At 63.5% G+C, this 24722-nt stretch carries 34 protein-coding genes, 1 pseudogene and 1 riboswitch; of the genes and pseudogenes, 11 read left to right on the plus strand and 24 right to left on the minus strand.

The window, feature by feature from the left end:
• Window positions 1–211 precede the first annotated feature (211 nt).
• A complete protein-coding gene (locus tag NL532_RS23540) occupies window positions 212–859 on the plus strand; it encodes a COG3904 family protein (RefSeq protein WP_155923789.1) in 648 nt (215 codons plus the stop codon).
• Between the two features lie 57 nt (window positions 860–916).
• On the opposite strand, the gene NL532_RS23545 is transcribed toward NL532_RS23540, so the two are convergent.
• A complete protein-coding gene (locus tag NL532_RS23545; RefSeq protein ID WP_023730350.1) occupies window positions 917–1801 on the minus strand; it encodes an NmrA family NAD(P)-binding protein in 885 nt (294 codons plus the stop codon).
• Between the two features lie 203 nt (window positions 1802–2004).
• Here NL532_RS23545 and NL532_RS23550 point away from each other — a divergent pair, with 203 nt between their 5' ends.
• A complete protein-coding gene (locus tag NL532_RS23550) occupies window positions 2005–2313 on the plus strand; it encodes a hypothetical protein (RefSeq protein WP_023693854.1) in 309 nt (102 codons plus the stop codon).
• 66 nt (window positions 2314–2379) lie between these two features.
• On the opposite strand, the gene NL532_RS23555 is transcribed toward NL532_RS23550, so the two are convergent.
• The 3 genes from NL532_RS23555 to NL532_RS23565 form a co-directional block, all read right to left on the minus strand.
• Window positions 2380–2979: a DUF6456 domain-containing protein gene (locus NL532_RS23555; RefSeq protein ID WP_023828802.1), complete on the minus strand. Its 600-nt coding sequence runs from the start codon at window positions 2977–2979 to the stop codon at window positions 2380–2382.
• 326 nt (window positions 2980–3305) lie between these two features.
• A complete protein-coding gene (locus NL532_RS23560) occupies window positions 3306–3998 on the minus strand; it encodes a GcrA cell cycle regulator (RefSeq protein ID WP_023828803.1) in 693 nt (230 codons plus the stop codon).
• 84 nt (window positions 3999–4082) lie between these two features.
• Window positions 4083–4457: a hypothetical protein gene (locus tag NL532_RS23565; protein WP_023828804.1), complete on the minus strand. Its 375-nt coding sequence runs from the start codon at window positions 4455–4457 to the stop codon at window positions 4083–4085.
• A gap of 80 nt (window positions 4458–4537) precedes the next feature.
• On the opposite strand from NL532_RS23565, the gene NL532_RS23570 reads away from it, so the two are divergent.
• Window positions 4538–5200, plus strand: coding sequence for a LexA family transcriptional regulator (locus tag NL532_RS23570; RefSeq protein WP_023689008.1), 663 nt, complete (start codon window positions 4538–4540; stop codon window positions 5198–5200).
• A gap of 172 nt (window positions 5201–5372) precedes the next feature.
• Here the strand turns inward: NL532_RS23570 and NL532_RS23575 are convergent, their stop codons facing one another.
• The 4 genes from NL532_RS23575 to NL532_RS23590 all read right to left on the minus strand — a co-directional run bounded on the left by NL532_RS23575 (window position 5373) and on the right by NL532_RS23590 (window position 8862).
• On the minus strand, window positions 5373–6380 hold the full coding sequence (locus NL532_RS23575; RefSeq protein ID WP_023828805.1) for an ABC transporter substrate-binding protein: 1008 nt from the start codon (window positions 6378–6380) through the stop codon (window positions 5373–5375).
• Window positions 6377–7159, minus strand: coding sequence for an ABC transporter ATP-binding protein (locus NL532_RS23580; protein WP_023828806.1), 783 nt, complete (start codon window positions 7157–7159; stop codon window positions 6377–6379). The genes NL532_RS23575 and NL532_RS23580 overlap by 4 nt, the downstream gene beginning before the upstream one ends.
• Entirely contained in the window at window positions 7156–7998 is an 843-nt protein-coding gene (locus NL532_RS23585; RefSeq protein ID WP_286488153.1) for an ABC transporter permease, read from the minus strand. Before NL532_RS23585 ends, NL532_RS23580 begins: the two co-directional genes overlap by 4 nt.
• A gap of 255 nt (window positions 7999–8253) precedes the next feature.
• A complete protein-coding gene (locus NL532_RS23590; RefSeq protein ID WP_023730345.1) occupies window positions 8254–8862 on the minus strand; it encodes a YkoF family thiamine/hydroxymethylpyrimidine-binding protein in 609 nt (202 codons plus the stop codon).
• Window positions 8853–8965: riboswitch (TPP riboswitch) on the minus strand. Its footprint overlaps the gene before it by 10 nt.
• 211 nt (window positions 8966–9176) lie before the next feature.
• Here NL532_RS23590 and NL532_RS23595 point away from each other — a divergent pair.
• Window positions 9177–9566, plus strand: a pseudogene (locus NL532_RS23595) (GSU2403 family nucleotidyltransferase fold protein); the annotation flags it as partial.
• A 265-nt stretch (window positions 9567–9831) separates the two neighbouring features.
• The gene (locus NL532_RS23600; RefSeq protein ID WP_023684826.1) at window positions 9832–10083 is read left to right on the plus strand and encodes a hypothetical protein; all 252 of its coding nucleotides are present in this window, start codon (window positions 9832–9834) and stop codon (window positions 10081–10083) included.
• Window positions 10084–10237: 154 nt separating this feature from the next.
• On the opposite strand, the gene NL532_RS23605 is transcribed toward NL532_RS23600, so the two are convergent.
• From NL532_RS23605 to NL532_RS23620, 4 genes are all read right to left on the minus strand, one after another.
• Entirely contained in the window at window positions 10238–10477 is a 240-nt protein-coding gene (locus NL532_RS23605) for a DUF2934 domain-containing protein (protein ID WP_023684825.1), read from the minus strand.
• Window positions 10478–10569: 92 nt separating this feature from the next.
• The gene (locus NL532_RS23610) at window positions 10570–10785 is read right to left on the minus strand and encodes a hypothetical protein (protein WP_023670360.1); all 216 of its coding nucleotides are present in this window, start codon (window positions 10783–10785) and stop codon (window positions 10570–10572) included.
• 98 nt (window positions 10786–10883) lie between these two features.
• Complete coding sequence (locus NL532_RS23615) at window positions 10884–11213, minus strand: DUF1236 domain-containing protein (protein ID WP_023670359.1); 330 nt, start codon at window positions 11211–11213, stop codon at window positions 10884–10886.
• A 341-nt stretch (window positions 11214–11554) separates the two neighbouring features.
• Window positions 11555–11857: a hypothetical protein gene (locus NL532_RS23620; RefSeq protein WP_023730342.1), complete on the minus strand. Its 303-nt coding sequence runs from the start codon at window positions 11855–11857 to the stop codon at window positions 11555–11557.
• A 161-nt stretch (window positions 11858–12018) separates the two neighbouring features.
• Here NL532_RS23620 and NL532_RS23625 point away from each other — a divergent pair, with 161 nt between their 5' ends.
• Window positions 12019–12345, plus strand: coding sequence for a hypothetical protein (locus NL532_RS23625; RefSeq protein ID WP_023754653.1), 327 nt, complete (start codon window positions 12019–12021; stop codon window positions 12343–12345).
• 140 nt (window positions 12346–12485) lie between these two features.
• Window positions 12486–12716, plus strand: a complete 231-nt coding sequence (locus NL532_RS23630; RefSeq protein ID WP_023702926.1) for a hypothetical protein — start codon at window positions 12486–12488, stop codon at window positions 12714–12716.
• A gap of 20 nt (window positions 12717–12736) precedes the next feature.
• Here NL532_RS23630 and NL532_RS23635 read toward each other — a convergent pair whose 3' ends face one another.
• The 3 genes from NL532_RS23635 to NL532_RS23645 all read right to left on the minus strand — a co-directional run bounded on the left by NL532_RS23635 (window position 12737) and on the right by NL532_RS23645 (window position 14023).
• Entirely contained in the window at window positions 12737–12958 is a 222-nt protein-coding gene (locus NL532_RS23635) for a hypothetical protein (protein WP_023693867.1), read from the minus strand.
• A gap of 266 nt (window positions 12959–13224) precedes the next feature.
• Window positions 13225–13632: a heme-copper oxidase family protein gene (locus NL532_RS23640; RefSeq protein WP_023693868.1), complete on the minus strand. Its 408-nt coding sequence runs from the start codon at window positions 13630–13632 to the stop codon at window positions 13225–13227.
• Between the two features lie 154 nt (window positions 13633–13786).
• Window positions 13787–14023, minus strand: a complete 237-nt coding sequence (locus tag NL532_RS23645; RefSeq protein WP_023689015.1) for a hypothetical protein — start codon at window positions 14021–14023, stop codon at window positions 13787–13789.
• Between the two features lie 232 nt (window positions 14024–14255).
• Between NL532_RS23645 and dinB the strand changes: the two genes are divergently transcribed.
• From dinB to NL532_RS23660, 3 genes are all read left to right on the plus strand, one after another.
• The gene (dinB, locus tag NL532_RS23650; RefSeq protein WP_023828809.1) at window positions 14256–15497 is read left to right on the plus strand and encodes a DNA polymerase IV; all 1242 of its coding nucleotides are present in this window, start codon (window positions 14256–14258) and stop codon (window positions 15495–15497) included.
• 284 nt (window positions 15498–15781) lie between these two features.
• Window positions 15782–15880: a hypothetical protein gene (locus NL532_RS23655; RefSeq protein ID WP_023670351.1), complete on the plus strand. Its 99-nt coding sequence runs from the start codon at window positions 15782–15784 to the stop codon at window positions 15878–15880.
• A 58-nt stretch (window positions 15881–15938) separates the two neighbouring features.
• Window positions 15939–16037 (plus strand): hypothetical protein, encoded by a 99-nt coding sequence (locus tag NL532_RS23660; RefSeq protein WP_023670350.1) that lies wholly within the window; start codon window positions 15939–15941, stop codon window positions 16035–16037.
• A 191-nt stretch (window positions 16038–16228) separates the two neighbouring features.
• Here the strand turns inward: NL532_RS23660 and NL532_RS23665 are convergent, their stop codons facing one another.
• From NL532_RS23665 to minC, 9 genes are all read right to left on the minus strand, one after another.
• Window positions 16229–17404, minus strand: coding sequence for a hypothetical protein (locus tag NL532_RS23665; protein WP_023828810.1), 1176 nt, complete (start codon window positions 17402–17404; stop codon window positions 16229–16231).
• Between the two features lie 145 nt (window positions 17405–17549).
• Window positions 17550–18431: an EamA family transporter gene (locus NL532_RS23670; RefSeq protein WP_023749550.1), complete on the minus strand. Its 882-nt coding sequence runs from the start codon at window positions 18429–18431 to the stop codon at window positions 17550–17552.
• A gap of 178 nt (window positions 18432–18609) precedes the next feature.
• A complete protein-coding gene (locus NL532_RS23675) occupies window positions 18610–19431 on the minus strand; it encodes an integrase core domain-containing protein (RefSeq protein ID WP_286487484.1) in 822 nt (273 codons plus the stop codon).
• 343 nt (window positions 19432–19774) lie between these two features.
• The gene (locus tag NL532_RS23680) at window positions 19775–20356 is read right to left on the minus strand and encodes a dihydrofolate reductase family protein (protein ID WP_031202995.1); all 582 of its coding nucleotides are present in this window, start codon (window positions 20354–20356) and stop codon (window positions 19775–19777) included.
• Window positions 20357–20521: 165 nt separating this feature from the next.
• Entirely contained in the window at window positions 20522–21058 is a 537-nt protein-coding gene (locus NL532_RS23685) for an SRPBCC family protein (RefSeq protein ID WP_023743860.1), read from the minus strand.
• On the minus strand, window positions 21055–21486 hold the full coding sequence (locus tag NL532_RS23690; protein WP_023828904.1) for an ArsR/SmtB family transcription factor: 432 nt from the start codon (window positions 21484–21486) through the stop codon (window positions 21055–21057). The genes NL532_RS23685 and NL532_RS23690 overlap by 4 nt, the downstream gene beginning before the upstream one ends.
• Before the next feature lie 333 nt (window positions 21487–21819).
• Window positions 21820–22092: a cell division topological specificity factor MinE gene (minE, locus tag NL532_RS23695; RefSeq protein ID WP_023684809.1), complete on the minus strand. Its 273-nt coding sequence runs from the start codon at window positions 22090–22092 to the stop codon at window positions 21820–21822.
• Window positions 22089–22904, minus strand: coding sequence for a septum site-determining protein MinD (gene minD, locus NL532_RS23700; RefSeq protein WP_023670342.1), 816 nt, complete (start codon window positions 22902–22904; stop codon window positions 22089–22091). The genes minE and minD overlap by 4 nt, the downstream gene beginning before the upstream one ends.
• Window positions 22905–22953: 49 nt before the next feature.
• Window positions 22954–23778 (minus strand): septum site-determining protein MinC, encoded by an 825-nt coding sequence (gene minC, locus NL532_RS23705; protein ID WP_023828905.1) that lies wholly within the window; start codon window positions 23776–23778, stop codon window positions 22954–22956.
• Window positions 23779–24047: 269 nt separating this feature from the next.
• On the opposite strand from minC, the gene NL532_RS23710 reads away from it, so the two are divergent.
• Window positions 24048–24677 carry a hypothetical protein gene (locus NL532_RS23710; RefSeq protein ID WP_031245190.1) on the plus strand — a complete coding sequence of 210 codons (630 nt, stop codon included), beginning with the start codon at window positions 24048–24050 and terminating at the stop codon, window positions 24675–24677.
• Window positions 24678–24722 lie beyond the last annotated feature (45 nt).

Here is a 24722-nt window from a genome sequence, read left to right on the forward strand (position 1 = left end):
TGTTTTGATAATGCTTGCAAAGACCCATTTCTCAAGTGATGCTCTGCCAGGGGAGGCTCGGCATGAAGACATTCGGATGGACGTTGGTTTTCGTGCTGCTGGCGATTGGCGGCGCGATCGCCCAAACGACGCCTGAGCCTGCCATACTGGCATATACACCGCCGATGCACTTCGTCGTTGTACGCAACAGCACGCCAGGATGCGAGCCGACATGCCCGGAATGGATTTCGGCGGAAGGTCACATCGTGGCCGGCACGCCAGCTTTGCTGAAGGCTTGCTGAAAAAACTCGGCCCCCGCAAATTGCCTTTGGCGTTGAATTCCCCGGGCGGCGAGACCGATGCGGCGATGACGCTTGGCCATATGATCCGCGCCAGCGGGCTCGACACGATGGTTGGCAAGACGGAGTTCTCCGAATGCGCGCCAGACACAAAAGCCTGCGGGCCGGGCGACCTCCGCTTCGGCGTCGCCAACCCCGTCGGCGCAGTCTGTTCGTCAGCTTGTACGATGGTTCTTGCGGGCGGCGTACGGCGCCTGGCAGACAGCCGCGCCTTTGTCGGCATTCACCGGATCATGCTGCCGACCGCCAAGAAAATCCACGGCAAGAAGACCATCGTCCTCGTTCCGATACCCAAATGGTATGAACGCAAGGTCGACAGCTATTTCACCGAGATGAAAGCAGGTTCGTGGATCGTATCGGCCATGCAAAAAATACCCGACGACAGCATACGATACCTCGTGACATACGAACTTTTGGACCTGAATCTGATAACCGAAACCGGTCACGGCGACACGCGCACCTCCATCGATATCTGCAAGACCACGCCGCCGGCGGGCAACTGCCGAACGGTCAGGCAATAGGAATAGCGGGCCACGTAGGTCGTCGAAGCGCCTGTTTCTCAACAGCAACCCTTCACTTTACGCGGCACCCTTCAACAAGTCTTCCGGCCGGCCCTCGACGAGCGCAGCAATATAGCTTTCCAGGCTGGTCGTGCCGCGCTCCGGGTTTTCCGGCTCCGCCGGCTTGTCCAGCGTGGCCCCGGTCATGCGGGTGTAGGACTCGGCCGCCGCTTTGGAGAAGCCGAGTTTTTCGTAGGTTTCTGTCCAGCGCTCGCGCGGCACCGTTACCACGCGCACGTTTTTGCGCAACGCCGCACTGAAGGCTGCGGCGACATCGGCGGCTGAGTAGCGCCGAGGACCCTCGATATAGTGCGTGCCGGTCTTGTCCGTCGGCTCCAGCAGACGTCTCGCCGCGGCCTCGCCGAGATCCTGCGGCGCCACCATCGGCAGCTCGAAATCCGCCGGGAAGAAGGAGGTGATGACGCCGTCGCGCCGCGCCGTCTCCAGGGCCTGATCCCAGTTGCTCATGTAATAGGCGGCGCGGTTGATGCTTGCCGGAATGGCCTGGGCCTTCAGCTTCTGCTCGAGGCCGTAAAGGACGGTGAGATCGCCGACACCCTCGCCGGCCTGCGCGCCGTAGGTCGATTCCGCCACCAGCTTTTCGAGGCCGGAGCCCTCCAGCGCCGCCGCAATGGCGCCAACCGTCTTGCGCTCCTCGGCGTCGGTGTCGGTCGATGGATCGGCCGGCGGGTTGAGCAGAAACGCCCGCTTGCCGCGCCGCAAGACTTCACGCAGCGCCTCGACATCGAGCACATCGGCAACCGCGGCCTCCGCGCCCTGTTCAACCAACCATGCGGCCTTCGACTCGTCGCGCGTCACCACCGTGACATCCTCGCCCTGCCGCAACAGCGCCATTGCCGCCGCCGAGCCGACATGGCCGGTACCTCCAAGAATGACATGCATGGTCTCGTCCTTCCCTTGCTGATTCATGCCGGATTAATGGCTGGGGCGGCGAAGGGTTCAAAAATCGGGGGACGATGCTGACAGGAGGTGACGCTGACTTTCCTCGCAATGCACGGCGCAGGGGTCGTTCGCATCTTGCAAAATTATGGAACGAGGTCGTGCCCAGCGAGTTATATTAGCGCAACCTTGAATAGGAGGCAGCTATGAGAAAGCTCCTGCTTGCTTCGGCTATCGCTATCACTGCGGCGGCGGCGATGATCGCCCCGGCGAATGCCGGCGGGCGCGTCGTGATCGGCATCGGCAACGGCTACTATGACGATGACTACAATGACAGCTATGGCGACTATTACGATCGCTACGCTCCTCGCCCCTACTACCAGTATGATGCCTACGACAACGGCTTCAGGTACCACAGGTATCACAGGCACCATCGCCATTGCCGTATAGAGTTGGTCAAGCATTGGCGCCATCATCACAGGATCGTCGAGGAAATTCGCGTTTGCGAACGGTGATCCGATAGGGTGAAACCGGTTCGGCCGGCATCTGCCGGCCGGCCGCTTCCTGCGCGGCTGCCGGCCTTATCGCGGCTTCCGCATCAGCATCATCCCGTAATCCACGGCCAAAAGGTCGAGCCCGACCTTCAACAGCTTCACCACCACATCTCGTCCCTCGCCGGTGCGTTCGGCGAGCGCCTTCACCGACTGGCCTTCGAGGCAGATTTTGCGAACCACCTCCGCCACTTCCCAGTGGGCCATGGCGGCGATGGCATGGGTGTGGGCGCGGCTGGCGTTGAGCACGCGGTCGGGGATGCCGCCATTGATGCGGCCGCCGTCAATGCGCTCTTCCCACGGCATCGGCCGCAGCCCGTCACGCGAGGCGCGCTCGAAATCGTCGCGAAACCGCTGGCCGGCCTCACGCTGCTGGCGGGTCAGCGAGGTGATGCCGACCAGCGGATCGACATTGCGCACCCGCACGATGCCGCCGGTCGCGGTGTAGCCGTCATTGGAGACCTCGTAGACGCGCCGCGCCTCTTCGGTGCCGACGCTCAACCGCTTGCGGCCGAAGCGATCGTCCTTCAGCGCGAAATCATGGCCGATCTCGCGGCGGATGCGCACCTGCTCGGCTTCGCCCGCAGGCAATTTCGGCGGTTTGGCTTTCTGCGCGGTTTTTTTGCTCATCGGGGGATCCTTGTGGGATTGGGTTGTTGAGCCGGAAGGTTGGCGTTCCTTCGCGCCCCCCTCTGCCCTGCCGGGCATCTCCCCCACGAGGGGGGAGATTGGCAGTTTCGGCGGCTGCGCCTCTGCAACGTTGGCAATTGGCGAAATCGGCGGCGATATCCGATCGCTCCCCTCGTGGGGGTTGAGGAGTGGTCCGCGAAGCGGACGGAAAGCCAATTGCTTGGCTTTCCGAGCGACGAACGTCCGGCAGGACAGAGGGGGCGCTGTCCCGCCGGCTTTCGATCATTGGTGGGGTCGTCCGGAGGCGAGGAACGGAGCCCAGCCGCTCACACCACCTCCGCCACAGGTCGGTGGAAACGCGTCTGATGATATTCGCAGTAGCTTTTCAGCGCCCTTGTGCGCAGGCCGCAGCACAGCATCTCGAGCCCCGGCCGACTGCCGGGAGCATCGTTGTCGGGGTCTTCCTCCAGCGTCAGGTCGAGCGGCGCGCGGCAGCGGTCGAACAGGCACTCGATGAAGCGCATGGCGGCGACATGCGGCTGACGCCCGAGCGAGGCAGGGCGCGGCGCCGGCACATTGAAGCGGTAGATTTCGCCGTCCACCACCAGCCGTCCTTCGCCCGGGATCGAGGGCGCCGGACGGGCTGGCAACAGAGGCCTGGCCGATGGCTGACGGCTCGGTTTGGCGGCCGGTTTGACCGGCGCGGCCTGCTTCGAAACTCCTACTTCCCTTACGAGCTTGCTTGGCTGCGCCGGCGGATTCCTCTTGGCGGTATTCTCGTTTGCCGCAGTCTTCCCCGTCGCATTCTTCCTCGGTCGGCCGCCGGACCTGCCGCCTCTTGGGTTGGCGAAGCCGATGGTCTTCAACGCGCTGTTGCGGTGGACGATGCCGATGATGGCATTGCGCGAGACCGGACTGCCGCGCAGCGCCGTGAAGCGGACGGCGATCCCTGTGGCCGACAGGCCATCCCCCAGCCAGACGGCGATCTCCTGCAATTCGGTCTCGGTATAGGCAGTCATGTCGGTATCCATTGATTGCGCGCGCAAAGGCGGAGCGCCGGCCCGAGGCCTACGGGAAAAAATCAGAGCGGATGGTCGGTGCGGTCAGCCGATACTGGCGGCCGGCAGCGCGCTGGCGAGATGCAGCAAGGCGGCTTCGGCGGCCGCTTTGGTGAGGGCGGAAACCGCCCTGCCCGTCAGCCGGTCGAACAGGATGACGGTGCCGTCTTCCGTGCGGATGCAGGAGATGCCCTGCCCGCCGGAGACAGCCCTTGGCGCACCGGCGGCGCCATGGGCCGAAGAGGTGGCCGGAGCCGGGAGAGGAGCGGCTCCGGCCGTTCCGGTCGATCGGGGGAACGACGGTTCGACCGGATCCGGGGCAAGAGCCCCGGTTTGCGTCCGGACCGGGGAGGAGGACAGCCCGGACGATGGGAGAAAGCTGAGGATGCCTGCGGAAACGCTTGCGGTTTGTTCGATCATGCGCTAAGCGTACGATATGTACGAAACGTACGCAAGCGAAATCGTACGTATTGGACGATAATTTTCAGGCAATTTGTACGATGCAGGAACCGAGGCACAGATTGCAGCAGGCACGGGCGGAGGCGGGTTATGCCTCGCCGAGCGACGCCGCGCGGGCATTGCGCGACATCAACAAGAACACGCTGATCAGTCACGAGAACGGCAACCGGCCGCTGTCGCGCAAGGCGGCGGAGAAATACGGCCGCCTGTTCGGCGTCGATCCCGGCTGGCTCTTGTTCAACGGCGACGGCGGCAGCCTTTCGGGTGGCCATTTCGGCTTTGACGAGTCGGGCCGGCAGATCCCGATGCCGTCGCTGGCCACCGTCGACGTGCCCATTGTCTCATGGATCAGCGCCGGCGAACTCGGCAGCCAGGACATGGTGGTCAATCTCAGCGACTATCCGACCATCCCCACCACCGATCTGGAGCAGGGCCAATGGATTGCGCTACGCGTCGACGGCCCGTCGATGAACAAGATCTCGCCACCGGATTCGATCATCTTCGTCAACCTCAGGGACAAGCGGCTGGTGACCAATGGCTGCTACGTCATTTCGGACGAATCCGGCCAGGCCACCTACAAGCGTTACCGCCCCAACGAGAACCCGCCCTTCCAGCCGGCCTCCTACATGGACATCCCGCCGCCGGCGCTGGAAGGCGCCATCACCATCATCGGCCGGGTGAAGCGCTCGATGATCGATATGTGAGGGAGAAGGCGGTGAGGCGTAATCTCCCCCCTCGAGGGGGAGATGGCCGGCAGGCCAGAGGGGGTCGCCGCGTGTAAGGCGCTGACGTCCTCTGTCCGCGATAGGAAGTCGCGTCAGGACGTACCGACCCCCTCTGTCGCCTTCGGCGACATCTCCCCCTCGAGGGGGGAGATTACGCGCCCAAAAACTCGTTCGTAAAATACCCCCCGAAATCCGGCTTCTCCTTCAGAACCTTGCCATCGCCATCGAGCAATATGCCGGCCCTGAAGAGGTAGGTTCCGATCGCCTCGATCTTGGCCTTGTCGATGGTGCCGATGACGCCGGCCTGGCTTCTGAGGAAGTGCCCGTCGACGAGCATCTTCAGCGAAGCGTGGATCAGCGCCGGGTCGGTCAGCGCGTCCTTGTTGGACGCGATCAGCAGGTCTCCAGCCTCCTGCGGGTGATCGCAGGCAAACTGGTAGCCGCGCCGCGTTGCCTCGACGAAGGCCGAGGCCGCCTTCGGGTTTGCCTGGAGATATGCATCACTGGAGGCGATCAAGGTGGTGTGCTCGTCGGGCACGCCGTAGTCGGCGTAGCGGAAGCTGCGCTGCCTCACGCCTTTCAGTTCGGCATCGACGCCTTCCCAGGTCGAGACCTCCAGCGTGAAGTCGACCGAGCCGTTGGCCAGCGCCTCATAGGCCGAGGTGCCGAGCGTCACGGTCTCGAAAACGCCCTTGCCACCATCGTGGCGGATGATGGTCGAGATCAGCGTGTTTTCCCAGGCGCTGCCGAAACCGCCATAGGTCAGGCCGTCAAGGTTTTTCGGGCCTTTGATCTCACTACGGTCCGCGTTGAAGACCAACTGTCCGGTCTCCTGCTGGACCACGGCGTAGACAGCCTTGAGATCGGCGCCGGCAGCCCGCTGGGTGAACAGGCCGACGCCGGCAATGCCGAAATCGGCGATGCGGTTGGCGACCAGCGTGCCGGCGCCGGTATCGCCATAGGGCAGGATCTCAACATCGAGCCCAGCCCCGCCGTAAAACCCTTTGTCGCGGGCAACGAACAGGCCGACATGGTTGGTGTTGACCGTCCAGTCGAGCGCGACGGTGATTTTTTGCGTAGCCGCATGAGCGCGAGAGGCAAGCGGCAGTCCGGCAGCCAGCGTCAGCAGCAAAGCCTGCCGGCGTGTGAATTCGGTCATGAAAAACTCCTTTGAGCGGTCTGCGGGAACGAGGGCCGGTCAGTCCCGGGATTGAGCAGCGTGTCGAGGATGTCGGCTTCGAGCGCGGCGGCCTGGCGCGCGGCATCGCTGCCGGTGGTGCGCGGGCGCGGCAGCGGCACGGCAATCTCGCCGATGATGCGGGCCGGCCGCGCCGACATCAGATAGATTCGATCGGAGAGGTAGACGGCTTCGCGCACGTCATGGGTGATCAGCAGCGCGGTCCAGCGGTGGCGCTGCCACATGCCTTCCAGCCAGCGCTGCATACCCGCGCGGGTCAGTGCATCCAGCGCGCCAAAGGGCTCGTCGAGCAGCAGCATGTCGCGCTGCTGCACCACGGTGCGCAAAAGGGCGGCGCGCTGGCGCATGCCGCCGGAAAGTTCCGCCGGCCAGGTGCGCTCAAAGCCGGCAAGGCCGAACTCGGCAAACAGCGGCGCGACGTGCTCGCGTGCCGCCTTGCGGCCAAGACCCTGAACTTCCAGCCCCAGCGTCACATTGTCGATGACGCGTCGCCACGGCATCAGCGCGTCGCGCTGCGGCATGAAGGCGAAGGGGCTGCCCTGCAATGGTGCGCCGTCGAAGCGCATGTCGCCCTCGCCTTTCAGCGCGCCGGTCAGCAACTGGAACAGCGTCGACTTGCCGGCGCCGGAAGGGCCGAGGATGGAGACGAACTCGCCGGCCGCGACATGAAGCGAAATGCCGGCGAGCACCTCAAGCGCGCCGAAGTTCTTCTTGATGTCCCGGAGTTCGAGCCGCGTCATTGACGGTTCTCTTCTGCAGCTTCAACCTTGCCGTCGCGGCTTTCGCTCCCTGCATTCTCCCAAGGCATGGCCAAGCGCTGGACGAGCACCGCAATGGCGAACAAGACAAGCGTGAGCGCGGCGCTGACGGCGACCGCGGCGAGCACCAGATCCGGGCGGAAATTATTTTTGGCATTCAGCATGTAGATGCCCAGCCCCTTCGCCGCCCCCGCATATTCGGCGAAGATCGCGCCGACCACGGCGTAGGTGATGGAGATGCGCAGCCCGGCGAAGAAATAGGGCAGCGCCGAAGGCAGGCGCGCCAGCCAGAAGATACGCCAGCGCCCTGCCCCCATGGCGGCGAGCATCTGCGAAATCTCCTTGCTGGTCGCAGCAAAACCTTCGACCAGCGCGACCATCATCGGGAAGAAGGTGACGAGCGCCACAAGCAGGATTTTTGGCATCAGCCCGAAGCCGAACCACAGCACGATGAGCGGCGCGATCGCGACCAGCGGCAAGGTCTGGCTGACGATCAGCAGCGGAAACAGCGCGCGGCGCAGCGGGGCCAAGAAATCGACCAGCGCCGAAAGCACGAAGGCAGCGACCAACGAGCAGGCGAAGCCGGCTGATGTGGCGCGGATGGTGGGCAGCGTGTTCTCGGCCAGGGCGGCGCGATGCTCCCAGGCCTGCTGCAGCACGCGCGACGGCGCCGGCAGCATGATGGGGGCAGCGCCGCCATAGCGGGCGTAGAGTTCCCAGGCCGCGAGGAGCAGGGCGAAGGCGCAGGCGGCGGGGATGGTCTTGGCGACGGCTGCGGCTAATCTCCCCCCTCGAGGGGGAGATGTCGCCGAAGGCGACAGAGGGGGTCGTCTCGCATAGAGCGCCCACGCCTTGCCTATGCGAAAAGGACGTCGGCGCTCCACGCGGTGGGACCCCCTCTGGCCTGCCGGCCATCTCCCGCTCAAGGGGGGAGATTCGTGGGCATCGCGGTCTTCGCCAATCGCCAATGGCTCCCCTCCTCTTTGTGCTGAGGGGTCAGAGGCATCTCCTCCACGCAATGGGTCAGATAAACCAGCCACGGCAACATCCTCGAGGAACGACGCTTGAGCCGCGGCTCAGACCCCGCTCGGGCTGTTCGCCGAAATCGTGATGTCGAGGGTGACGTGGCCGGCGCCGGGGCCGAAGCGGCAGAAGGCCTCGTTGAGCGTGGCAAACACCGCACCGGCATCGCCGCGCAGTTTGGTGCAGAAGTTCTTTGAGCGTTCAAAGACGCCGGACTGCTTCAGGAAATCGATGCAGCCATAGATCTCGTCCATATGGTCGCCTGTGCCCATCACATAGAGCGAGAACTGCGCCGCCACCGGCTGGCCGGTCGACGGCGTGGCCTGGACAGCGCGGATCGCGGCGATCTTGCGCTCGTCCAGCGGAATGGCGGGGCCGCCGGTCTCGTCGGAGCGGCAGATCGGATCGTCGGGCTCGCCCGGACAGCCGCGCGAGACCGCCGCCGAAAGCACGCAGTGCTTGCCGCTTCTGGCCGCCGCGACGAACAGGTCGCGCATGGCGGGAAACAGCACCTCGGGCGGCCCGACCATAAGCGTCGAGATGTCGTCGGTTTCGATCCGCAGCCGGTCGCGCCACGGATCGAGCGCGCCGAGCGCGCCAAGGATGACGCCGACGAAATCGTCGGTCATGGGATAAAGGGAAATCTGTGCGCCTGAAAACATCGCCCGCCTCGCTCCGCTGGTATTATCCAGATCAGCTTTAGGGTCCGAAGGCTTGCCGCCCTCATCTCAGCCCCGACCATACGGAGCACCCCTGTGGATGAGCGGGTTAAAGCATTGTTCGCGACATTGGGGAAGCCGTTTGTTGAAGGCACTGCGGCAAAGTGTTTTGGGCCAGACGGGCCGGGCGCCCGGGCGTTAACGGACGACTCGTCAGTTCGTTGCGTTATAAGGTTTCCACGAATTTCTTATAACTGCGTTGAAATTCAAGCTGATAAACGTAATTATAAGAAAACGGCAGAGACTCCGCGCAGCCCTTACGGTTTCTGGATCTCCTTATCCGCGACCCCATCCGGACTGCGCTCCTGCATCGCTCGGGCTTGCCTGTGCTGGTCCCCTCGCCCCAGCGCTACGCCATCCACAAGCTGATCGTCGCCTCGCGACTCGGGCCGAGCGCTGGGGCCAAGCGGGAGAAGGATCTCCATCAAGCGCGCCTGCTGACCCAAGCGCTCGAACCCACGCGTCGCCAGGACGACCTTGCCTTCGCCTTCATGGAAGCGTGGGACAAGGGCGAAAACTGGCGCGAGACGATCCGGCGCGGCCTGAACCTGTTCGACGCCGACACGAGGGAAACAGTCAACACCATCCTGGGAAAATCCCTCCGCGAAATTGGTGCGAGTCCTGAAGGATTCACGATGCGTGATTAGCTGAAGCGACCGCTGCTATATTCATTGTCATCGTCCCAACTGTACGAAATTGGCTTGACGCTCGTTCGTACATAAAGTACGATATCTCTTTTCGCAGAGAGGAATGTCCTTGAGCACAGCGAACCATGTTGCCTTCGCCGATCTCTCTCGTCCTTTGCTGTCACCCCCGTCATTGCCGCCGCCTTTGTTGCCGCCGCCTTTATTGCCGCCCCCTTTGTTGCCCTTGTCATTCGATCAGTGCGAACGCCTCGCCGGGGCCTGGCGAATGGCCAGCCAGGACATCGCCGACGACATCCGCTTCATCCGCCAATATCTGAAAGTCGTTGCCGAGAAGGACGAGAGGCTGTCGACCGGCACCCTTGTTCACAGCCGCGCCTATGTCGAGGCCTGCGCCGGCTGGCTGCCACAGACTGTAACGCGCTATCTGCGCCACCTGCGCCAGATCACTGAATGCGAACTGGCCATGACAGCTGCCGGGATTCGCTTTGCGCTGTCGAGTTATGCCTGGGAGGCATGAGGGCGGCTGTCGCCAAACACAAGGAATTGCGCTGCCCGTCGCAGGCGCAATTCGTCAGGTTGAGAGGCTCGGGCGCGCTGAACGGCGGGCGCCAAGGATGGCCCGGCCAGCGAATTCCGGCCTTGCTTTATTTCGACTGGCCTTATTTCTGGCCTTATTTCGATTTGGCTTTGCCGGACTTTGCGGCGGCAGGCTTCGCGGCCTTTGGCTTGGCGGCTGCCTTGGCGGGCTTGGCGTCAGCTTTCTTCGCCGCCTTTTTGGGCTTGGCGACCGCGCCATCGACTTCAGCCGTGGCCTGCTCCCAGTGTTCCTGATGCGCGCCTTCAGGCCGGCCGGCCTTTTCCCAGATCTCGTGCGCGCGCTGGCGAATGCGGTCCTGTTTGTCGTCCGTCACTTAAGCCTCCGTGGTTGGGTCCGATCGGTTGGTCCAGATTCCACGAAAACATTAGCCGAAAATTCGGCCGGCGTCTTGAGTGACGAGACATCTCAGCGCGGGTCGGAAATCACCGCAACGCCGAGCAGCGCCGCTTTCTTGACGATCAGCCCCGCGAGGTCGGCATCCGAACGATCGGTGCCGGTGCGCTCCCGCAGGAGCGCGATCGCTTCCTTCATCGATAACAGCGCCGTGTTGCGCTCGGCCAGCAACTTGTCGCAACACGCCGCAACATTGGCGGAGTTCGGGGTCTCGACATGCGGCAACATGGCAATTCTCCTTTCATCATGTTCGTCATTCGGCCCTGCCGCCCTTTTGGGAAGAACGACAGGGCCGTATCACCGATGAATGGTTAGGTTGTCGAGCGTTACTCGACCACCTCGACAATCCTGCGCGTGCTGGGGTCGACCAACACGGTATGGTTGTCGACGACGGCGTATCTGTACTGAACGTCGGGAACCTCCTGCAGCTCGACAGTGTCAGGCAAGGCAGTGCCGACATTCAATTCGACGCCGAGCAGATTGACCGAGGCAAGCGGATGTTTCTTTACGTACTGGTGCACGACCGTGCGCTGTTCCGGGGTGATGATCACCTGCTGCTGTGCCGGCTGCGTGACGATCACCTCGTCGGCGGCGGCAATGCCGATACCAGCGATCATGGCGAGCCCGGCGACGGCGGGAATAAGGATGGTTTTCATCTTCGTCTCCTGTCGTTGTTGGCGAGCTCCGCCGTGTTCCCGCATGAGGCGAAAACAGCGCAGATCGAGGTGGCGGGCTCCTGGAGGCAAACGCAGCCGGTACGGTCTTGTTCCGCAAGCGGAGACTAAATTGATCGGCTTCCCGGTCATGCCAGCAGAACCCGCACCCGCAAGATTCGCATTGAAGCACAATCCCTCAGGAGACCTTCGACATGGATGATGCACGGCTCCAATTCCGGTGGCGATTGCGGCCGGCGCCGGCATTGATCCGGTGACCGCGTCGCCCGGCCAAGACCGGAACCGACCGCCTTCGTGCCACGCCGTGAAGTTTCAAGCAAAGGTCATTGCTTCGGCGGCTGCGCAGGCACCTCGCCAGGCTTGATCACCGGCGTCTTGCCCTGATCCGGCGGCGGCTGCGTCATACCCTGGTCACCACTGGGCGGCGGCTGCAGCACGCCGCCGCAGGGACCGAGCGTGCTGGTCGATTCGCCGCCGCCATTGGCGACCGGCGGCTTCTGACCATCGTCCTGAGGCTGCGCCTGGCAAGGCGCGGCAGGGCCGTGCTGGTCGCTATTGTCCTGCGCGGCCGCCGGGTCGACCAGCGCCAAGAGCAGCACGCATGGGATGAGGGGGAAAGTCTTCATGGTCCAGCTCCTCTGGATTCATCTCCTTGGCAAAGCAGACTAGTCCTTGGCAAAGCAGACTGGCGGCAATTGGTTCCACTGAAGCTGGAGTGGTTGCTGGAACCTGGCAGCCGGAAGTGAGTTCCACCTTCTCGACGCTAAGCCGCCCAGAGGAGGCAATCATGGAACGAAACAGAAAACCCAATGACGAGGTCGAGGCGCCACCGAGCAAAAGCGATGCCCGCGACAGGATCGCCAATGATGAAGTGGAAGCGCCGACGCCGCGCCGGCAGGATTGGGATGCGCTGCGTGGCGCAACGGTCCTACCCGACGGAGCAGATGAGGAAAGCCTGCCGGACACCACCGGTGTCGAGAAGGAAGGCGAACTGCCCGAGGAGGATGACGACAACCCCTACCAGGACAGTGACGATGCCTTGCCCGACGACGCCGAGGAAGCCGCCATTGGTCACGACCTGGCGAGGCGCGGCGGCCCGTTCGACGACGTGTAAGGCAGCGACCGCGGACTTTCGAGAGGTTTCCCGGGACGTCCACGCCGTCACCAGTTGGACCAAGTATGAGCTGAAGGCGATGCCGGAGCATCGCGATATTTCGAAGGATCCGGCTGGCCGGATCCTTCGTTTAAGGCGCCTTGGCGGTTTGGCTTAGCCCTTGTGGTCAAGGGCTGGACGGCGACAATCTCGGCACCTTCGACAGCCGAGAAGCAGCCGAGAAGCACGAACGCGAAGCCCAATATTTCAAGCGCCGTCGAGGCCGCTCGCCTGAAATCTTCAAAGTGCGCAAGAAATCCCCGCCGCGGGCGGTGCAGACACGCTCCGGTATCGCGGCGCTGCGAACCGGGCCATCGACCGCCGGCACTTGAGTGCCGACGGGCTCTGACCTTCAATTCGACCCGGGATCGCCGAGCGCCTCGGTGACGAAGGACGCCGCGATCAGGTCGTCGGCGTCGAGGCGTAGGGAGCCTTCGACACCTCCCATGATGGCTGCGACCTTCTGGAAGGTCTGCATCTCGTGTTCAGTAACGCTGGCGTCTCGCATCCTGGCTTTCAGATCGGCGATGCGTCGGCCCAGTGAGGCCGACGTTCCGATTTCTCTTTTCGACATGGTGGCCTGCTCCTCCCCCAACCCATGCTGTGGACGTACTCAAGTCTGCCTATATATAAGGCAGCGCGAATACAGTCGCCGCAACGCGCGATATCTGGGAAGGTTCCGGCGCCAAATAGTCACGAAATAATACGTGGTGGGACTCGGGTATGTTAAACGCCGACGCGGCGATAGACACCGCAGCCAGCGGCTGCGGCCATCGGCCTGGCCAACCCGTGTCGCGGGTCGCGAATGCGGGTCGGACTTTGATCGCCGCGCGCGAACAGTCAGCGAGAGGCCGGAACCACGCCGGACACCGAGCGCGCCGTTTCGGGCGAAAACACCACGAAAGCAAAAACCAGAACGGCAGCGGCGATAATGAGCGAGCCGCCGGCGACGATCGGTTCAAGCGCCGGGTTTCCCTGCAGCATCACATACAGCGCCGGCAGCATGATCACCAAGCCGAGAGTGTAGAGCCCGTAGTGGATCATGGCGACGCGACGCGCCGCCTTTTGCGGATTGAGCGCGTAGTAGCCGCCGAAGATGGCGCTCGTCACCCAACCGAGCAGATTGATATGCGCGTGCGCCGGAAAAGCGGCGTGGTCGCCCGAGATCGCCATCTGCAGGCCGGCCGCAATCCCCAACATCAGGAACAAGATGGCAGTTTTGAAAAAGAGTTCTGAAACCCTCGGCATGTCATTTCTCCCCCTATGCGGTCTGCGACCGCTTGCGACCTGGAGAATACACCCACGCGCAGAAATTTTCCACGCCCCGGTTATGGGGCCATGCCTGCACAGCTTTTTGCACGCTGTTCGACTTTTCTGGCTGCCACAACCCGGCGCCGCCGCGCTACGGCGTCAGCAAGATGTCGGCGCCCGCTCGCTCGTCGAACACCACCGCGCAGCCGCGCCCCAGCGCCACTGCCGACAGCGCGTTGGCCACCGTCTCGTCCGGCGATACGAAATCACCGGTCAGCACTCGCAACTCCTCCACCGCCCTGGCCATTGACACGCAGTGCCCGGCAACGCGATCGCTCGTGCAGGCGTCAACGACGCTGACGAGGTCGATCATCTCGAACTGGCCCATACCGGCCTCCACAAAAACAGCGTCCCGTCGCGGATATGAACGCTGAGGCGAGAGACAATGTTCCGCAGGTCCGATGCCCAGGCGGAGCACTCGACGGCCCGACCTGGAACGGACCGGCCGGCGGCAACCGCTTCGCTTGACAATAGGCCCTGTTTGTTCTCTATTTGTTCGGAAAAACGCCTCTCACAACAGACGCGGCTAATGCTGCAACGCCGCAAAGGGAACGGTCGGGATGGAACCCACCATCCTGCATGCGGATCTCGACGCCTTCTACGCCTCGGTCGAGCAGCTGCTCGACCCGGCGCTCAGGGGCAAGCCGATCGCCGTCGGCGGCGGCGTCGTGCTTGCCGCCTCCTACGAAGCCAGGGTTTTCGGCGTGCGCGGCGGCATGCCCGGACGACGCGCGCGCGAGCTTTGCCCCGGACTGATTTTCGTCGGCGGCCATTTCGCCGACTATCAGCGGCTGGGCGATGCCGCCATCAAGGTGCTCGACGATTTCACGCCGCTGGTCGAGCGGATTTCCATCGATGAAGCCTTTGCCGACGTCGCCGGCTGCACGCATCTGTTCGGGCCGCCGGCCGAGATCGCCGCCACGGTGCGTCGGCGCGTCCGGGCAGAGCTTGGCCTGCCGATCTCGATCGGCGTGGCGCGCACCAAGCATCTGGCCAAGATCGCCTCGCAGGTGGCCAAGCCCGACGGGCTGGTGGTGGTCGATCCGGACACCGAACTTGCCTTCCTGCATGATCTGCCGGTCGGGCTGATGTGGGGCGTCGGCCCGGCGACCAAGGCGCGGCTGGCCGAGATCGGCATCGAGACCATCGGCCAGTTGGCAAAGACGCATAGTGGGGCGCTGCGAAGGTTGCTCGGGCCCGCCGCCGGCGAAAAGCTGGCGTCGCTGGCATGGAACCGCGACCCGCGAAAGCTCGAAACCCACAGGCGGTCGCATTCCGCCGGCGCGCAGTCGGCGCTTGGCAGACGGCCGGCCGAAGCGCGTATCTTCGGACCCGTGCTGCTGCATCTGGCAGACCGGGTCGCCAGCCGGCTCAGGGCGAAATCACGGCCCGGGCGCACGGTGACGGTGCGCGTGCGTTTCGCCGATCTGCACGCCGTCACACGCTCGCTGACGCTCGATCAGCCGATTTCGGCAACCGCGATGCTGGCCGAAATCGCCGGGGAGCTGGTGCGCGGCGTGCTGGCCGCCAACCCTCGGGAGAAGACCATCTCGCTGCTGGCGATCTCGGTGTCGCAGCTGGAAGAAAGTGCCGAGCTGCAGCTGGAGCTGCCGCTCGGGCTTGCCGATGAAAAGCAGCGGCCCGGCAGCAGGCAAGGCCTGGCGCGCTTTGGCGCCGACCGCGCCATCGACAAGATCCGCCAGCGCTTTGGCAGAGAGGCTGTCGGCTATGGCGCCGTGGCGCTGGAAGCCCGGCGCTCGGTTCCCGATGCCTTCCGCGAACTGGCGGAGAAGGAACTGTGAGTGCGGCGCGACGGCAAGGCCAATGTTTAGGCTGGGCCAGTCCGCGCTGCATTGCCGCTCTGTTTGAGCAGGCCGACCAACCAGGCCAGACCCGCCGCAGTTTCGGACATTTTTCGCACCGCAACCCGGCCACGCCATGCACGCCCAAGAACAACGCTTTGTCGATGAAGGTGGACTTGCAGTTAGCGCATCGGCGCCAAGAAAAACCGGGATGGGACAGCGTGGCCGCGAAGGTTGACAGTGCCGATCCGTCTGGCATTATCGCGTAAGCTCGGAGGATCACTATGAAGAAAACCTATTCGAAGCCTGTTCTGGTCAAAAAAGGCAAGCTTTCGCAGGTTACGGCGCTCGCCAATGGAGCGGGTTCCGGCCCGATCGAGTGAGGTCGTTGAGTCCGACTGTCGCCTGATCTGGCGGCCCGCCTGACACTGGAGATGCGGCATGAAGAAGACCTATTCGAAGCCGGTGCTGGTCAAGAAGGGCAAGCTCTCGCAGGTTACAGCCGATAATGGTAACGGCTCCGGGCCGGTCACCATCTAACAGCCGATCATCCGGACGCCTCGTGCCGTCTGGCCGGGAACAGGGCTTTGGGTGCCCGACGTGGAGAGTGGAAATGAAGAAAACCTATCTGAAACCGGTGCTGGTCAAAAAAGGCAAGCTCTCGCAGGTCACCGCGAACGGTGCTTCCAATCCGCGATAAACCCTTTCACCCCGATTGATCGCGACACGCTTCAGCGCACAACCACCAGATCGTCGAGCACGAGCTGCCAATAGTGGCTCGTTGAAAAACGCACGCGCGTCACCGCCGCCAGCATCGGCGCATAGTGGACGGGCGCCAGTGCCGACAGGACGATCGTGTCGCTGGCGATCAGCCGGTCGCCAAGCCAGCTCTCGACCAGTGCGGTTTCGCCTTCGGACTTCAACCATGCCGCTGTCAGCATCACGGAATGGAACCCGAACGGTTTGTCGCTCGACAATTCGGCCGGGTGTCCGCTGCTCGTATAGCAGACATGGTCTCCCGAGATATTGCCGTTGACGTAGCCTTCGCTGCCTTCGGTATGATCGCGCGCCAGTGCGTTCAGGTTGAACCAGGTCAACCCGGCATAACCGGACGGCACCTTGCGCAGGCCGCGCGTCGTGACATCGTCGAAACCGATGGCCTGCAAGGACGCGGCGCTGTCGACAGCCGCGTTCTCGGGCGACAGCAGGCCGAGTTCGGTCGGGTAGGCCGACAAGGCCAGTCGTCGTTCCATGCCACCGCCGGTGATTTCGATCGCGTCGGCGTCATCGGGCAGATCGAGACGGAAGCCAGCCCCAGCACTTAGCGGATGCACTGCCACCTCTTGCCCTTTCGCCATCACCGAGATGCTCGCCGAAGCACCGTCCGCTACGCGGCCGCTGAGCCGGCGTATCGCAAACAGGCCGACCGGCTGCAGCATTGCTTCCGATACCAGCCCGGTGGGCGAGCCCGGCAGCGGCCGGAGGTGCTGCGACTGGACCTCGTTGGCGCTGCTCGCGCGCCAGCCGGGCGGAACCGACACGGTGAAGCGGTAGCTGCCCGGCACATGGATGGGCGCGGCGCGACGTTTCGTCGACGCCAGGAAATTGGCAAAGCCGCCGCGATTGCTCCGCGCCGCGGCGACGAAGCGGCCGTCGCCATCATGCAGTCTGACCATGATGCCGGCCATCGGGCGGTCGCCGAGCCCGTAGCGGCCGTCGCGATCGGCATCGAAATAGACAAAGGACGAATGATTGAGCTTGCCGTGGTTGCCCGACCAGTCGCGGCGCACGGCGTAGTCGTTGGCCGGATCTTCACGAAGCCGGGCTCTGCGACGAGACCGCGCCAGCCGCCAGGCGAGAGCCGCAACGACAGCGGCGAACCCGACAAGGAGTATTGCCTTGATCACGGACGGCTCAAGCAATGCTGTCGGCCCTGCTCATCTGGATCTCCTGCGCATACATCGATCCATATATCGATGCTGCAGGCGCTTGAGCAACCGGACACGGGACCGGCGGACCACGGCATCGGCGTCACATATCCATTTCAGGCAACTATTCCGGCGACGGTACCGGCGGCTTCGTCGTCAGCGCCGCGCCGAAGGCGGCGACGACGACTGCGGCAATGCCCGCGCATTGCAGCGGGCTCAGGATTTCGTGCAGGAACAGGAAGCCGGCCAGCGCGCCCAGCGCCGGCTCCAGACAAGTCAGCGTGCCGTAGAGCCTGGCCGGCATCCGGGTCAGCGCCACCATCTCCAGCCAGAACGGCAAGGCGCTGGAGAACAGCCCGACCAGCAGCGCGCTGACCAGGATCGCGGGTGCGATCAGGCCGGTACCCGCCTCGGCGAGGCCGAACGGCAGGCCGACGGCAGCGGCAATGACCAGCCCGTAAGCCGTGGTCTGGCTGCCAAGCTCCGCGCCGGCCTTTTGTGCAAAGACGATGTAGAGCGCCCAGCAGCCGCCGGCGGCCAGCGCCAGCATCACGCCGACCGGGTCGAGTGAACTGCCGGAGTGGATGAAGGGCGACAACAGCAATATGCCGGCAACGGCCAGCACCACCCAGACGAAGTCGGTGGCGCGCCGCGACGACAGCGTCGCCACGAGCAGCGGGCCGGAGAATTCGAGCGCCACCGCGACGCCGAGCGGAATTCTGGCGAGCGCTGCGTAAAACAAAAGGTTCAGCGCCGCGAGGTTGACGCCATAGGCGATGAGCCAGGGCAGCACGGCGCGCGACGGCCGCACCCGCCACGGCCTCAGCACCGCCGCCAGCATCAGCGCGCCCACGACCAGCCGCAGCGCCGTGGTGCCGTTGGCGCCAATCAGTGGAAACACGCCCTTGGCGAAGGTGGCGCCGATCTGGATCGACACCATTGCGCCAAGCAACGCGCCGATCGGCAAGGCCTTCGCTTCAGCTACGGCAATCGGCGTCGACGTCAATTCCAGTCCCCCCCGCGGTGCGCCGCAGCGTTGGCCCGAGATATGGATAATAGGCCTGGCTGTCGTGTGGCACGGGCAGACTGTTGATGGGGCAAGACGTGGAAGGCGAACGCCGACGTGTCCAGCCGATAGATGGGTAACACTTTGAACCGGATACATAGGTGACACTTCTCTCCCCCTATGCGTCCGCCGCAGCGCCAAGCGGATTGGTTGGCGCGGCGCTGCGGCGGACAAGCTTCATGTGCCGTGTGTCGATGATGCCGAGCGGGTGGGCATGGAATGAGAGTGTCCATTGTCCGTCTTCGGTCTCCAACGCAGCGACCGGTTCGCCCGCCAGCGCTTGCGAGACATATATGAAGCCGCCATTCCATCGGATCTCGCCATTGTGGCGCACGCGGCGGACCGAGGCCTCGGCCGGATAGACGGGCTCGGGTGGTGTCCTGGGCATGGCGCGCTGTGAGGACCGGTAGTGCTGGGCGGGCGTATCCATGCCCAGCGCCTCATGGGGACGTTCCTCATTGTAGCTGTGGCGGAAGGTCTCGAAGGCCTGGCCCTGTGCCGTTCGGTCGGCTTCCGGTGCCTCGGCCATCGGCAGCATGGTCAGGTGAAAGCGCTCGTGACGTCCGTTCTGCTGTGGCCTGCCGGGTGCGATCCGCTCCAGCGTGATGCCAAGCTTGATGAAGCGCACGAGGAACTCGGGAGCCGTGCGCCTGAGCCGTGCCACGATCTTCTTTGGACCCCAAAGCGGATGCAGCTCCTTGGCCGCCACAATCCGCTCAACCAGATCCTGAGCTGTCGCCCGGCCATGATTGAGCGGGGCTCGCGGCAGGTCGTGCAAACCCTCAGGCCCAAACGTCCGATAGCGTCCTAGCCATTTGTAGCCGTTCTTGCGTGAGATCCCGTAGGCCGCACAAAGCGCAACCATCGTCTCATCCCCAGAAAGACACTCCACAACAAACCGTAGCCGCTCGTCCATGATGCCAGTCTCTCGCCAAACCATCGCCGGTCCTCCGGCGGACAAGAAAACTGTCACCCATGCTATCGGTCCATTCTGTTACCTATCTATCCGGTTCGGACAGACGCATTTCCTCTCCCCCGTCGATCGGGGGAGAGGTGTCGAGCGAAGCTCGACGAAGTGGGGGTCGACCGTTCATCCGCCTGATTGCCTGCCTGCAGGCGTTTCGCCTCGCTTCCGTCGCTCCTGTCTTGCGGCGACCGTGGGTTTCATGAGCGCCTTCCCCCACTCCGTCGCGGCTTCGCGGCGCCACCCCTCCCCCTCCGGAGGGAGAGGAAAATGCCAGCTCGCATAAGCTTGCGCCCTTCCTCGGGGAGAGGAAAAGAAGCTAGCTCGCCAGCCCATACACCAGGCTCACACGTCCATCCGAAAGCGCCTCGGCCTTGCGCAGTTCCAGTCTGTGCCGGGCGTGCACCATGCCGAACAGCGCCTTGCCGTCGCCGGCGAGCAGCGGGTAGACGATGAGCCGCATTTCGTCCACTAGCCCCGCCTGGATCAGGCTGGCGGTGATGCGGGCGCCGCCCATGAGATAGATGTTCTTGCCGGGCTCGCGCTTCAGCGCCGCGATGTCGTCGAGGCTGCGCAGGAAGCGCGTCGAGGCCCAGGCGGCCGAAGTCATGGTGTTCGACAGCACATAGTGCGGGGTTTTCGCGGCAAAGCGCGCCCATTCGAGTTCGGCCGGGTCGACCAGCCTGCCGGTCATCGGCAATGGCTGGTCCGGCTCGTTCTGTTGGATCGCGCTCCAGTAGCGCTCATAACCGGCATACATGACGCCGCCGAGCAGGCAGGCGTCGATCTCAGGCATCAGGCCGTATTCCTCCGACCAGTTGTCGACCCAGTCGGCAAAGCCTTCGGGGCCTTCGATCTTGCCGTCGATGGAGATCTTCATTCCGGTGATCAATTTACGCATGACTTCCTCCTTCGGGCTTGCGGGATGCAAGCACGTTGCCTGGTTTCATTTCCGCTGGCGCGCCGCGGTGTCTGGCGAAGGCGCGTGTTTCGCCGGCCCCTGCGCCGGCATCCGGCGCAAGGGATCGATGGTGCCCGGTTGGACCGGGCGATGCGTCAGGTCAGGTCAGGCCGGCAGGCGCCGGTCGTATTCCGCCACGATACGGCTAAAGCTGTCCCAGAACGGTTCGGGCTTCTCGGCCGCCACGCGGGCAACCAGGAGGTCGAGATGCACGTGCCAGCCTGCGGCATGCATCATCAGGCTCGAGCGGTCTGGCAGGCGGCGGTGGACCAGGGTGAGCAGAACGTCGTCGCCGCGCTGCGCCAATTCGAAGGTGACATTGCCGCTGCCGTTCCAGGTGATGGTGAGCTTGCGCGGCGGATCGCACTCGACAATCTGGTTGTGCATCCGCTGCTCGCCGCCACTGAAGCTGGCCGGCCTGTCGCCGGGCGGGTCGGTCAGTTCGTCATTGCGCCAGACCAGCTCGAAGGAAGAGCCTTCCTCCATCTCCATGTCGCCGGCCGCCAGCCATTTGCAGCGCAGATCGCTCTGCGTCAGATATTCCCAGACGCGCTCCCTGGTTCCGGGCAAAAGCCGTTCGATCCTCAAAGTGGCCGGCTGGATCAGCTGGGCGTAGCCGTCGAAGCTGTTCATCTGATTCATCGGTCGTCTCCCTTGGAAGGTGTTGGCCTGGGTGATTCCGGCTTGGATGGTTCTGGATTTGCCGGTGCCGGCATTGTCTGCGTTGTCGACGTTTTGCGCCCCGCCTCCTCGCGCAAAAGCTGTTCGAGGACATCGAGGCGGCTGTTCCAGAAACGCGCGTATTGGCCGAGCCACTGATAGGCGGTGGCCAGCGGGCGGGCCTCGAGGCGGCAGACATGGGTGCGGCCGCGCACTTCGCGCCGGATCAGCCCGGCATGCTCCAGCGCCTTGATGTGCTTGGAGGCGGCGGCCAGCGACATGGCAAAGGGTTGAGCCAACTCGCTCACCGTACGCTCGCCGCCGGCGAGGTGGTTAAGCATGTTCCGGCGCGTGGCGTCGCCAAGGGCGTGAAAAACCTGGTCCATCTGGGGCGCCTCTAATTCAACCATGTAGTTGAATATAGAGGCGAGATTTTAGATAGTCAACTAGTTGGTTGAATGTTTTGGGGAGAGGCGCTGGCCCCCTACCTCCCCCTTGTGGGGAGGTCGGACCGTAGGTCCGGGCGGGGGTGCTTGGCGCAGGCGAGCGCGAGGAGCGCAATCTCCCCCCTCGTGGGGGAGATGTCCGGCAGGACAGAGGGGGCGCGAAGGATCGCTACGTCTCAGCGAATCCAGATCTTCGGCAAAGCCGTTGCTACATGTAATTGACAGGCCAGCGGGACAGCGCCCCCCTCTGGCCTGCCGGCCATCTCCCCCACAAGGGGGAGATCAGCAGCTTCAATCTCACCCGGCCATGGCCAGCGGCACTGCGCTCTTGTTGGGGATCTGGATGTCGATCTCCAGCGTCGACATGGTCTCGCCGCGGTCCATCGAGACTTGCAGATAGTCCTGGTCGATCTGCACATGCTTGGCGATCACCGCCATGATCTCCTCGCGCAGGATGGAGACGAGATCGGGCTGGCTGCGGTTGCGGCGCTCATAGGCGAGAAGCACTTGCAGCCGTTCGCGCGCCACCGGCGCGCTGGTGCGCCGCTTGAAGATGTCGAGCAGGTTCATGCCGCCCTCCTTCCCAAAAGACGATCGAGGAAGCCCTTGCGCTCGAAGGGCACGATGACCGGCAGCTGTTCGCCCTCGAGGCGCTTGGCCGCGTCGATGTAAGCCTTGGCGGCGGCGTTCAGCGGCTCCGACAGCGTCACCGGCGAACCGAGGTTGGAGGCGCGCAGCACATCCTGGCTTTCCGGAATGATGCCCAGCAGCGGCACCGACAGGATTTCCAGCACATCGTCGATCGACAGCATTTCACCGCGCGCGGCGCGTCCCGCATCGTAGCGCGTGACCAGCACATGCTTGGCGATCTGCTCGCCCTCCTCGGCGCGCAAGGTGCGGGAATCGAGCAGGCCGATGATGCGGTCGGAATCGCGCACCGACGACACTTCCGGATTGGTGACGATGACCGCCTCGTCGGCAAAGCGCATGGCAAGCTGCGCGCCGCGCTCGATACCGGCCGGGCTGTCGCAGAAGACATAGTCGAACACCGAGCGCAGCTTGCCGATGACCTCGGCCACGCCCTCCTCGGTCAGCGCATCCTTGTCGCGCGTCTGCGAGGCCGGCAACAGGAACAAAGTCTCCACCCGCTTGTCGCGGATCAGCGCCTGCGACAGCTTTGCCGAGCCCTGGATGACGTTGACGAGGTCGAACACCACGCGGCGTTCGGCGCCCATGATCAAATCGAGGTTGCGCAGGCCGACATCGAAATCGACCAGCGCCACCTTCTTGCCGGTCTTGGCGACCGCCGCCCCCAGAGCCGCGGTAGAGGTCGTCTTGCCGACGCCCCCCTTGCCCGAGGTGACCACCACTACCTTGCCCATCAATAAAGCCTCCGTTGTTGTTCGTTATGTCGTTGTCGGGCGAGACGCACTAGCTGAAAGGGGCGATGCGCAGCATGCCGTTGTCGAGAAATGCCTGCACAGGCTTGCCCCGGACTGACGGGTCCATCTCCTCGGCCGTGCAATACCAGCCATCCACCGAGAGAAGTTCGGCTTCGTTCCTGCGGCAGAAGACACGCGCCGCCGTGTTGCCTTGAGCGCCTGCCGAAGCGCGGCCGCGCAGCGTGCCATAGACGTGGATCGAGCCGGTGGCGACGATCTCGGAGCCGGAGGCGACGGAGCCCAGCACGATGACGTCGCCATGCGGATGGAAGATCAGCTGGCCCGAACGGATCGGCGAGCGGATCATCAACGTGCCGGCGTCCGGGGCCTTGGTGTCTCGAGGCTGCGTCTTGGCATCGCTCGCCGGTTTCAGATCGCCCGTCTTCAAATCGCCGCCCTCTGCCTTGATGTCACCGGCCGCCTTCATGTCGCTTCCTGCAGTGGCGTCCTCCGCCCTGCCCGCCTTGCGGCTCGGCTGCAGCAGACCGTCGGTGGTCGCCTCCTTGGCGCCGACCAGCACCGGCGGCAGATGCGCGCCAAGCTCGGCGCCGCCGTCGAGTTCGATGGCATAGATGCGGATGCCGCGCTGGCCGAGCAGATCGACCAGCGCTTCGATGGCCACGACATCGGGCTTCAGCACGTTGAGATCGAGCACCACCGGGCGCCCGGCAAAATAGCCCGGCGAATTGCCGACCCAGCGATCGAGGCTCTCCAGCCAAACGTCCAAAGGCGCCTCCGGCGTCAGCGTGAAAGCCACGAAGGAGCGGGCGCGAAAGCGAAGGGACTTGGCCTCGAGGGGAGCGGCAAAGGTCACGGCGGGCGATTCCTTACTGAGAGGTAAACGCTAGGCCGGGCATGGTTAATGAAAGGTTAACGGAGGGGGTGGGATCCCTATTGGCCGCGGATGGATGTTGATGCGTCAGAAATAGCCATCTTTCAAACGCCTCTCTGTCGTAAATCAAAGACCGTCAAACAAAGCGCCATTCGGGTGAGCACAGACAGTTCAACCTCAAGGCGCACGTTGGCCGGCTTTTTCGAACTGCCACGAGCAGTTTAGAGAAGTCTTCAATAAGAGAGCTCTCGATGACTGCGTTTTGGAATTTTCTAACTTCGCTTCAAAGCCCGGCAACCACATTCCTTTTTGGATTGGTGGCGCTGATCATTGGTTCGCTTTTTAATTCGCAACTCAATCGGCGACGTGATGATCGCCTGCGAGCAGAAGAAGCCAAGGCAGTGGCTGCGGCGCTATACGGAGAGATTTTGCCATTAAGACAAGAAGTTGCCATTCTCGCGAAAGTAGTGGCAAAGACCTACTTTGCCGAGGGCACTCAACGTAACCCATCACTTAAGTTTGACGAGACGCTTCTGGAGCGGAATACACTTGCCGACCCTCTTCTCTATCGGTCCCTCGCCTCGAAGCTTGGCCTCCTTGAGCCGGAGCTTGTTCTAGCAATTACGAAGTTCCACGCAGAATATCAATCGGTCCGAAATTGGCTTCCAAAGCTCATCGAGAACGAAAAGCGGGGGTTCAGCTACAGCGTCCTATCGTTGTTGCATCCCGCCCACGAAGTGGTCTTAGGCATTAGTCCCGCACTACGACGCATTGAACAAATCGTTGGAATAACAACACCCGCTGCAGACCCCGAAATGAAGGATGCGATTGAGGCAATTGACATTGAGAGCGAAGCGTTTGCCGACGTAATTTCTTCTTAGTGCAACAACGGCAGCCTCTGCCCCCGAAACGGAACCCCGTAAGTA

The organism is Mesorhizobium sp. C120A (assembly GCF_030323105.1).
Classification (GTDB): Bacteria; Pseudomonadota; Alphaproteobacteria; order Rhizobiales; family Rhizobiaceae; genus Mesorhizobium.